The organism is Bacillus sp. MYb209 (assembly GCF_002975175.1).
In the GTDB taxonomy this organism is placed as follows: Bacteria; Bacillota; Bacilli; order Bacillales; family Bacillaceae_G; genus Bacillus_A.
The window spans coordinates 1-10,145 of the sequence record NZ_PCNZ01000057.1; the positions used below are offsets into that span (position 1 = coordinate 1).

Consider the following 10,145-nt stretch of genomic DNA (forward strand, 5'->3'; position numbering starts at 1 on the left):
CTCGCTTATCTAATTCGGGACCATATTGATGAACCCATCGCATGATAGTTGTATGGGCAAGGGATAGCCCGCGAATAGCGAGATAAAATGAATGTGAGTATTTTTACATATGAATATATGAAAAAAATGATGAAATTGTCAGCTTTTTATTTTTGAAAAAAATTGTTTATCTATTTTTATAAAAAAATATTTTTTTGACCCCCATAAAATTTTTATTTCCTCCGAATATGTATAGTGAAGAAAGCAATTAGAATTGAAATCATTTCGTACAGCAACCTTGATTTTGAGAGGTATCGAAGCCATGCATATGATGAAAAAAGGGCAACTTCACCAAAGGGTGAAATCTGCCCAAAATGAGGTTGAAGTCATTCATAAGATATTTGGATTAGTCGTTTGATCTCAAAGTTAACAGGAAATTACTGTTCTATATTCTTATTAAGCTATTTTCGCACCAAAACCCTAGAAGGTCTATCTATTAAAATAGCTTGCGTTTGTACTTAGAATAAAAAGAAAAGGAGTATGTAAAAAAATAATGGAGAAAAAAATTCAACAAGAGAAAGATAACTCAAAACCCGTTTTTTATGATCCTAAAGGAAGAAGAAAAATAGCTTTCAGTTGGTTTCTATGTATCTCAATAGTTAGCATAAGTATTGTATTTTATTTTTTCTTTCGAAGTATTTTTTCAACACCAGAAATTCCAAATATGAATCCTTCTGTAAAGCAAGATACTAAACTTGTACCTATTAATCAAAAACTCAGCGACCAGCAGTTAAAGAAGGAAGAATTCAAATCTCCTAATACCGAAATAAACAATAAAGAAAATTCCGAAAATCCAACAGACAATGGCGAACAACCTAAAGAAGTTTATGGTTTTTATGTAAACTGGGATGAAAATAGTACTGCTTCTTTAAAAGAAAATATTGATTCATTAACAATGTTAGTTCCAGAATGGTATCACTTAAAAGAAAACTTAACAATTAGTAGTGAGATTAAACCTGAGATTGTAAAGTTAGCAAAAAAAAATCATGTAAAAATTATGCCTTTGCTTACTAACTATACTCAAGAAGCTTCTGGTCCTGATAGTAAACTTATTCATAAGTTACTGAATGCTCCAGGTAATGTACAGACAAAGTTTATTAATGATTTAGTAAAGCGAATTGAAGAAAATCAATTTGCAGGTATTAATATTGACTTTGAGTCAATACCTGAAGGCGATAGAGATAAATTAACAAATTTCATGAAAGAACTTACTACGGTCTTTCATAAACATCATTTGCTCGTAACACAAGATGTCCCTGCTAATGATAAAGCCTTTGATTATGGTGCATTAGCCAAAGTAATAGATCGTATGATTGTAATGATGTATGATGAGCACTATGGAGCAGGGACACCAGGACCAATTGCTTCAAATAAATGGTTTGAACATACGCTCAATGATCTAAACATTCCCTCCGAGAAACTTATAGTTGCTTTTGGTAATTATGGATATGATTGGGAAGTGAAGAGTAAAAAACCTGCGGAGCCTTTAACTTTCTCAGAAGTTATGAAAATGGCTCATGATTCAAATATAAAAATTCAATGGGATAAGATCAGTGGAAACCCTTATTTTCGATATAAAAAAGGAGCGAAAGAACATACTGCTTGGTTCTTAGATGGTGTTACTCTTTATAATCAAGTCAAAATCGCAATGAACAATAATGCAAAGGGGTTTGCATTATGGAGACTAGGAGCAGAAGATCCTACTGTATGGAAAGCTTTAAAAGATCCTATTGAAGTACAAAAAAATCCTGATGCATTACATAAAATCGCTAGTTTAGATGAAGTAAATTATTCTGGACAAGGCGAAATTTTACAGATTGAAAATGAAAGACAAAATGGATTGAGAGATTTTAAAGTAGGAAAAGAAGGTTATCTTACAGATGAAGTGTATCAATCACTACCATCTGCATATCAAGTGCATCGCTATGGAAAACCAAAAGGAAAACAAGTAGTACTAACATTTGATGATGGACCAGATCCTAAATACACCCCGGAAATTCTAGATATATTAAAAGAGCATAAAATAAAAGCAGCCTTTTTTATACTTGGTGAAAACGCCCAACTAAATCCTAGTCTTGTTAAAAGAATGTACGATGAAGGGCATGAAATTGGCAATCATACCTTCAAGCATCCTAACGTAGCTGATACGTCTTTACTACGAACAAAAGTAGAGCTGAATACAACTCAGCGCCTGATTCAGGAAATAACTGGACATTCTACGGTTTTATTTAGGCCACCATATGAAGCAGATGCCGACCCGGATTCATCAAATGAAATATTGCCTATTTTGCGTGCACAAAATATGAACTATACAATGGTGGCAGAAAAAGTTGATCCTGAGGACTGGGCGACGCCATCAACAAATGAATTAGTAAAGCGTGCTGTTAATCCCATTTATAAGGGGGAGGGAAATGTTATTCTTCTCCATGATGCAGGAGGGAATCGTACCCATACGGTAGAGGCGCTGCCAATTATTATTAAAGACCTTAAAAAGCATGGATATAGTTTTGTAACAATTTCAGATTTAATGGGTAAAGAACGAGATGAAGTTATGCCTCTCGTTTCTTCTGAGGATAAGCAATATTTACTTTACAATAAAGCTGTTTTTTCAGGAGCGGGATATTCTAAGCATATATTAACAACTATTTTTTATATTGCTATTGGATTAGGTATTTTCCGATTCTTATTTTTAATTTATTTTGCATTCAAGCAAAAAAGGAAAACAAGATCCCGTTTATTTACTAATTCGTCTTATCAGCCTTTTGTTAGTGTTGTAATAGCAGCATATAATGAAGAGAAGGTTATAACCAAGACGATTCGCTCAATTTTGGATAGTGATTATAGAGAGTTTGAAGTTATTGTTGTTGATGACGGATCGAAAGATGGTACGTCAAAAGTAATTCAAGAAGCATTTCATAAACATCCTAAAGTTTGTTTAATTCAGAAAGAAAATGGTGGGAAATCATCCGCAATGAATTTAGGATTTCAAAAATCACGAGGAGAAATCATTGTCACTTTAGATGCGGATACTATTATTGCACAAGATGCTATTTCTCTAATGATTAGACACTTTGAAGATCATAATGTAGCAGCAGTTTCAGGCAATGTCAAAGTGGGAAATAGACGAAATTTGTTAACTACTTGGCAACATGTTGAATACATTACAGGATTTAATTTAGAACGCAGAGCTTTTGATGAGTTGAATTGTATCACGGTAGTTCCTGGAGCTATTGGAGCATGGCGTAAAAAGGATGTAGTTGAATCTGGATATTTAAGTGAAGATACACTTGCAGAAGATACGGATCTTACTATAACATTTTTACGTCAAGGGCATAGAATTGTATATGAAGAAAAAGCATATGCTTATACGGAGTCGCCTGAAGATGTGAAAAGTCTCATTAAACAGCGATATCGTTGGTCGTATGGTACACTCCAATGTCTTTGGAAGCATCGAAAGGCATTGTTTAATGCAAAGCATAAAACATTAGGGTTTGTTGCATTACCTAATATGTGGTTGTTCCAATATGTCCTGCAATTCATCGCTCCTTTAGCAGATATATTAATGATTATGGGGATGTTTGGTAGTAATCCTCTAAAAGTTTTAGGATTTTATCTTGTGTTCTTTGCAATGGATCTTCTCGCTTCTCTTTTTGCATTTAAATTAGAGAAAGAGAATCCTAAACCATTAGCATGGTTAATTTTACAACGCTTTATTTATCGTCAATTTATGACTTATGTTGTAATTAAATCTGTATTTTCATCTATTCGAGGGGTAGCGGTAGGATGGAATAAACTAAAGAGAATGGGGAGTGTTAAGCACTCCTCTGAACATAATGAGGCATCATAAGAGAGCAGATAATCTGCTCTCTTTTTGTTAAAAGGATTCACCATATCAAAAAAAAAGAAAATTGTAAGTTTAAACACAATTTAGACTTATTTCAACCGATTCCCTGTACTTTGTATTCGTTTTTATGATAAGAATTAATGCGGGCTTAGTTCTAGTAAAATATTTAATCCTTTTTTTAATTCTTCAAATGATGCATAGGCATAAGAAAGACGAATATGATGTAAATCGCTTGGTTCATATATATAACCTGGATTGATCAAAACATTTTGTTTAAGTAACTTTAAAAATAGCGCCTTATTTACAATAGGTTTATGAAACCTGAGCCATATATAAAAACCACCCTCAGACTTTTTCCACGTAGCGATTCTTTGAAATTGCTGTTCTAATATTTCTTCTACAAATGTAGCCCTTTCTTTCAATTGCTTACGAAGCGTAATCAGATGCTTTTCGTATAAACCGGATGATATCCAGTGTGCGACGATTTCTTGAGAAAAGGCACTTGAACCATAATCTGTTTGCATTTTAATATCAGCTAATCGCCCAATTACAGGTGAAGGTGCAACAACCCAACCGATCCGTAATCCAGGACTTAGCGTTTTGGATACACTACCGATATAAAGAACTTGCCCTGATGTATCAAATGACTTTATGGCAGGAGAAGATGATTCAAAGAACAGTTCGTGATACACATCATCCTCAATAATCGGGATTTGTAGCTCTTTGCATGTATTGTATAGATTTTTCTTTTCTTTCACCGACCAATTATATCCTGTCGGATTGTGTAATGTTGGCACACAGTAAAATAAAGATTGTTTTTTTCTTTTGAGTGCCCGTAAATTGTCTGTCAAATGTGTGTCTCGTAAAACTGAAATCATACGCATTCCAGTGGATTGAAAGGGATGCACAGAATTTAAATACGAAGGTTGTTCTTGGAAGACAATGGATCCTTCTTCTAATAATCCAACTGCAATTAATTGAAGTGCTTGAAGTGCACCTGAAACAATTAAAATGTTCTCTGGTGCTGTTTGAATACCACGTTTTTTTAAATACTTACATAAAATTATCCGAAGCTTTTCACTTCCCTGTGGTGATGAATAGCCAATTGCCTTTGATTCAAGTGAAATCTTTTTTAAAGACTGTTCAATTTGTTTCGTTGGAAGTAATTCCGGTGATAATTCACCTGTTCCAAGACGGATGATATGATCCATTTGCTCATATTCGTTGATGAGTTGAATCGTATGGTAGTTTGGTTTATGAATACTCGATTCAATGTGTTGCTGCCAATTTGGTTGAGATCTGTTCAAAAGCACATTCCACGAATTATTGGACACAAATACCCCTGATCCCACTTTAGATTCGAGCAAACCATCCGCCCTTAATTCATCAAGAGCAAGTTGCACAGTACTTCGGTTCACATTAAATTGCGTTGCAAGTTGGCGCTGTGTTGGGATTTTTGTACCAACAGTCCAATCACCTCGCTCAATATGAGACTTTATCCAATCTACAATTTGCTCTTGAACGGTCAAATGAGAATGACGATTTGGTTTCCATTTCATCTAATTCCCTCCTAAATTGGGTGGATAAAAAACCATCCAATTGGTTGTTTTCTTTTAGTTTTATCATAGTACGATAGTAATTGAAAGGGAGTTGATTATATGGAAGCCATTGTTCATGGAATAATCTTAGCATTCGGACTCATTTTACCTTTAGGGGTACAGAATGTATTTGTATTTTCACAAGGAGCCACACAGCCAAAACTAATTCGAGCACTTCCGGCGGCTGTTACAGCTGCATTATGTGATACATTTTTAATTCTTTTAGCCGTTTTTGGGTTATCCACTATCGTTTTACAATTTGAATGGCTACGACTTAGCCTAATGATTGCTGGTATTTTATTTTTACTTTACATGGGATACGTTATTTGGAAGTCTGAGCCAACAACAAGTGAAACGAATAAAGCATTACCAATCCGTCAACAAATCATCTTTGCTTTATCGGTTTCTTTATTAAACCCTCATGCCCTCTTAGATATAGTCGGTGTTATTGGGACAAGTGCATTAAAATATGTCGGAACGGAACAAGTTATTTTTACAATCACATGTATTACAGTATCTTGGATTTGGTTCTTTGGATTAACGCTCGCAGGTACATTCATGAAGAAGATAGATGAAACAGGAAGTTTAATGAACATATTCAACAAATGCTCCGCCCTGTTTATCTGGGGAACTGCCATTTATCTTTTTATTGGATTAATATAACGTATAGTAAATTATAAAGATGTTATGTCCATAAACGACCGTTTATGGGACTTTATTTATTTCTACCCAAATAGAGAAAAATACTGTTTAAATCCAGTTTCAAAATTCATTACCAAAAATAAAAGGCCCTAGCATATTAGTCATATATAATATGTAGGGCCTTTTATTTTATTTTTGCACCAGAACCGTTGTACGTATTCGCTTCTTTAAACAAACTTGTTTTTTAAAAAATTCATGTTCTAATGAAGTGTAGTGATTCTTTTGTCTCCAGGTAATAATTTTATATGTATCACAAAAAACACGTTTATTTTTCACAAATTTCACACAAATTATTGGTATTCTCTTCTATAGTGATAACTAATAGCTTTGAGAGAAGGGAAATGTATATGAAAAAAATTTGTTCTTCTCTTCTATTATTTATAGTTTTTTGCTTTCCAGGAGTAAGTATTCATGCTGAGTCTACATTGCAATCAAAAATTGACGCGGCTTCCCCATATGAAACAATTAAATTAGAAAATAGAGCTTATAATGAAACGATAAAAATATCGAAACCGATTACAATACAAGGGGATAAAAATACTAAAATAATCTCTTGTGGTAAGGATCCTGTTATTACAATAAAAAAGGAAAACATTATCCTTAAAGATTTGAAAATAGAACAATGTAATGATAATACAGATCAGCCAGCGATATTTGTATCGGGAGATAAGCACTACATCAGTGGATTAGAAGTACACGCGTCATACATGGGGATTAAGTTAGAAGATGCTAGGAATATAAAAATTGAGAACAGTATGATTGTTGGACAAAGACGGGCTAATGGAATTGATTTATGGCAATCCAATCGTAATCTTATTGAGAACATCAAAATCCAAAATGTCCGTGATGGGATTTATTTAGAACAAAGCGACAATAATACAATAAAGGACAATACAATCTGGGAGTCTCGTTATGGTATGCATCTTATGTATTCTGATAGAACTGTTGTTGAAAGAAATATATCAAAAGAAAATACAACAGGCGCTATGATTATGGGGACAAAGGAAACATCTGTAGTAGGAAATCACTTTATTGACAATAAAAGTAATGTTCATGCACAAGGCTTATTACTATATGATGCGACAAAAACAAAAGTGTTACAAAATGAAATTGCTAATAATAGAGTAGGGATTTATGTAGAAAAGGCAAAGCAAAATACTATTATGAGTAACTCAATTTCTAATAATTTTATCGGTTTACAATTTAAAGATGCCAGTGCAAATGAATTTACTCAAAATGTAATGATAGGGAATGTTAATGAGTCGCAAGCTACACTAAGCAGGGAAAACAATATCTATAAAAATTATTGGGACGCTTCTTTAAAAGTAGATACAGATGGTTCAGGTACTAGTAATATTCCATACAAAGCAGATGCCTATTTTCTCTTGTTAACACAAGATATTCCAGAATATCAGTTGTTCTTTCAATCACCAGGAATGCGTATTTTACAAAGTTTCATAAAAATTCCAGATCAATCTTTATTGGTGGACAAAGAGCCTAGTATGAGGCCAAAAATTGTTTCGCAAAAAGGTGAGGGTGTGGGATTTCAGTCTAACATTTTGGTTGTAAGTGTGAGCATGTTACTAATGGGAAGTATATTGTTTTTTTTAGGGAGGAAAAATTGATGAGAGTAAAGTATATGTTATTTACTATTTGTTTATGTTTGGTATTTGCCGTAGTAGGGTGTGGTAAGAAAGAAACCAAGCCAGTTGCTATTAATGAAAAAAATGATAAGTGTGATGTTTGTAATATGGCAGTAATGGATAATCAATTTGCAACTGAGGTTATTTTAGAAAATGGAAAAGCTTTAAAATTTGATGATATTGGTTGTATGTATAAATGGATGGATGAACATAAAAATGAAAAAACACAAGCGAAATTTGTAAGAGATTATAATACAAAAGATTGGGTTGCAGTTGATAAAGCTACATATGTATATGACAAATCAATTAAGACGCCGATGGCTTATAATGTAATTTCTTTTAAAGAGAAGAAAGATGCAGACAGCTTTGTAGAAAAACATACTGGGGAAATCCTTTCTTATAAAGAACTAGCAGAACATAAATGGGAAATGAATAAAGAGATGATGGGAAAAGAAAAGAAAGATCATGGTAGTGGACATTCTCATTAATAAGATACTATCGCTATGAAAAAAATAGTTAGAAAAAGGCAACCAACTATGGTTGTCTTTTTCAGTAGAGAGGTGAGTAGGTATGTGGAATATATTATATTCAGAATGGCGTAGTGCAGTAAGCGGTAAATTTGCCTACACGTTTTTGTTTCTTTGGATAACTATGTTTTCCGTAATATTTGTTATGGAAAGAAATACTCAGGCTTTAGCAGGGTATACAAATGTAACTGGTACAATGGTAAACCTTATTTTATATATAGTACCTTTACTTATGTTAATTATAGGAGCATTTTCTATTGCAGGCGAGGTGGAAAATGGGAAATGGAGACTTTTATGTACGTATCCTTTAAAGAGTACTTCATATGTAATAGGTAAAACAATTGGACAATTTATAGCGCAAACAGCTATTTTTTCAATGAGTTTTGGAGTAAGTATAGTAATTGGGTTAGTAAGCGGTAGTAATTTTGATATGTTTTGGGTAGTAGCAACGTATATCTTCTCTGTTTTACTAATCTTTTTATTTTTATTACTGGGAATAACAATTGGCTCTTTTTCTATAACAAGGTGGCAAGCTTTAGCGATAAGTATTGTAGTTTGGTTCCTTCTTATTATGATGTGGCCAACGGCTTTAATTAGCATCCTTAATTTTGTTCCATATTCAATGATTGCACCATTAATAAAAATGTTATTGTTTTGCAACCCAGCTGAATTCCTTCGAATTATATTTGTAATTCAATTAGGTGGTGGAGCAATATTTGGGCAAGTATATGATCAACTGGTAATATTTTTTCAAAGTAAAGCTGCTATTTGGATTCTATTAATATATTGTATTATCTATACAATTGTGTTCTTGTTTGTAGCGGGATGGCAAATGGAGAGGAGAAGAAAAAAATGACAGTATTAAATCTCAACGAAGTATGTAAACGATATAAAAAGAAAATAGCATTATCTCCAATTTCATTTCAAAGCAAAGAAGGAGAGTGTATCGTATTATGTGGTGGGAATGGAGCAGGGAAAAGTACGCTCCTTGATATAATAGCTGGAATTACAACTCCTACAACTGGTACTGTTCAATTAGGTAATATAGAATTACAGAAAGATAGAAAACAGTATGTGAGTAAAATAGGTTATATGCCAGATGATTTTCATGCACAGCAAGATATGACAGTTCAAGAATTTTTATTGTTTTATGCCGCTTTTCGAAATATAGGAAAAGAAAAGGTACAAGCTGTTATTAAAACAATAGGATTAAATGAGAAACAAACTGAACGCTTACATAGATTATCTAAAGGGATGAGACAGAGGCTTTTATTTGGGCAGGCGTGTCTTGGAAACCCTAAAATTTTGATACTAGACGAACCGACAAATGGGCTGGATCCGTATTGGGTAGATGAGTTTTTAGAAATATTAAAGACATTAAAAAGAAATGGTACAATGATTATTTTTTCCACGCATATGATGGATGTAGCTGCTGAAATTGGTGATCGAATACTCTTTATGAAAGAAGGAAAAGTCATACAAGAAATAAAAAATGATGGAGATTTAGAAAATTTAACGATCACATTACTACAAATGCATAGAAGATGAATACATTAGGAAGCAGCTACTTTCAGTATGGTAGCTGTTTTGTTTTTAATTGCAATTGAAAAAAGCATTCAAATTTTCAGTGTAGAAAACTCGATTTTTGTATGCTTTTATTTGAATTTACTTTGTCCTTATAGGGGTTCCGCTACATCGCTATCAAGCTAAGCTGAGGGGTTCTGGTGCAAAGATTGTATTTATTTGAAAGAGGTATATAGATTCCTAATGGAATCTATTCTTATGCAGCCAT

At 33.3% G+C, this 10,145-nt stretch carries 7 protein-coding genes and 2 pseudogenes; 7 read left to right on the forward strand and 2 right to left on the reverse strand.

Annotated features, from left to right (window positions below):
* A pseudogene (locus tag CQZ94_RS29000) lies at positions 1 to 73 on the reverse strand (IS6 family transposase); the annotation flags it as partial.
* Positions 74 to 238: 165 nt separating this feature from the next.
* Between CQZ94_RS29000 and CQZ94_RS32115 the strand changes: the two are divergent.
* Together CQZ94_RS32115 and CQZ94_RS29010 are read left to right on the forward strand one after the other, a co-directional pair.
* Positions 239 to 397 (forward strand): annotated as a pseudogene (locus CQZ94_RS32115) (IS6 family transposase); the annotation flags it as partial.
* 135 nt (positions 398 to 532) lie between these two features.
* Positions 533 to 3,886, forward strand: coding sequence for a trifunctional glycoside hydrolase family 18/polysaccharide deacetylase/glycosyltransferase family 2 protein (locus CQZ94_RS29010; protein WP_105588206.1), 3,354 nt, complete (start codon positions 533 to 535; stop codon positions 3,884 to 3,886).
* A gap of 134 nt (positions 3,887 to 4,020) precedes the next feature.
* Here CQZ94_RS29010 and CQZ94_RS29015 read toward each other — a convergent pair whose 3' ends face one another.
* Complete coding sequence (locus CQZ94_RS29015; protein WP_105588207.1) at positions 4,021 to 5,442, reverse strand: aminotransferase-like domain-containing protein; 1,422 nt, start codon at positions 5,440 to 5,442, stop codon at positions 4,021 to 4,023.
* A gap of 99 nt (positions 5,443 to 5,541) precedes the next feature.
* Here CQZ94_RS29015 and CQZ94_RS29020 point away from each other — a divergent pair, with 99 nt between their 5' ends.
* The 5 genes from CQZ94_RS29020 to CQZ94_RS29040 all read left to right on the forward strand — a co-directional run bounded on the left by CQZ94_RS29020 (position 5,542) and on the right by CQZ94_RS29040 (position 9,901).
* Positions 5,542 to 6,144 (forward strand): LysE/ArgO family amino acid transporter, encoded by a 603-nt coding sequence (locus CQZ94_RS29020; protein WP_105588208.1) that lies wholly within the window; start codon positions 5,542 to 5,544, stop codon positions 6,142 to 6,144.
* A gap of 386 nt (positions 6,145 to 6,530) precedes the next feature.
* Positions 6,531 to 7,808: a right-handed parallel beta-helix repeat-containing protein gene (locus tag CQZ94_RS29025; protein ID WP_105588209.1), complete on the forward strand. Its 1,278-nt coding sequence runs from the start codon at positions 6,531 to 6,533 to the stop codon at positions 7,806 to 7,808.
* Positions 7,808 to 8,314 carry a nitrous oxide reductase accessory protein NosL gene (locus tag CQZ94_RS29030; RefSeq protein ID WP_105588210.1) on the forward strand — a complete coding sequence of 169 codons (507 nt, stop codon included), beginning with the start codon at positions 7,808 to 7,810 and terminating at the stop codon, positions 8,312 to 8,314. The genes CQZ94_RS29025 and CQZ94_RS29030 overlap by 1 nt, the downstream gene beginning before the upstream one ends.
* Positions 8,315 to 8,396: 82 nt before the next feature.
* Complete coding sequence (locus CQZ94_RS29035; RefSeq protein ID WP_002130508.1) at positions 8,397 to 9,209, forward strand: ABC transporter permease; 813 nt, start codon at positions 8,397 to 8,399, stop codon at positions 9,207 to 9,209.
* Positions 9,206 to 9,901: an ABC transporter ATP-binding protein gene (locus CQZ94_RS29040; RefSeq protein ID WP_105588211.1), complete on the forward strand. Its 696-nt coding sequence runs from the start codon at positions 9,206 to 9,208 to the stop codon at positions 9,899 to 9,901. The genes CQZ94_RS29035 and CQZ94_RS29040 overlap by 4 nt, the downstream gene beginning before the upstream one ends.
* Positions 9,902 to 10,145 lie beyond the last annotated feature (244 nt).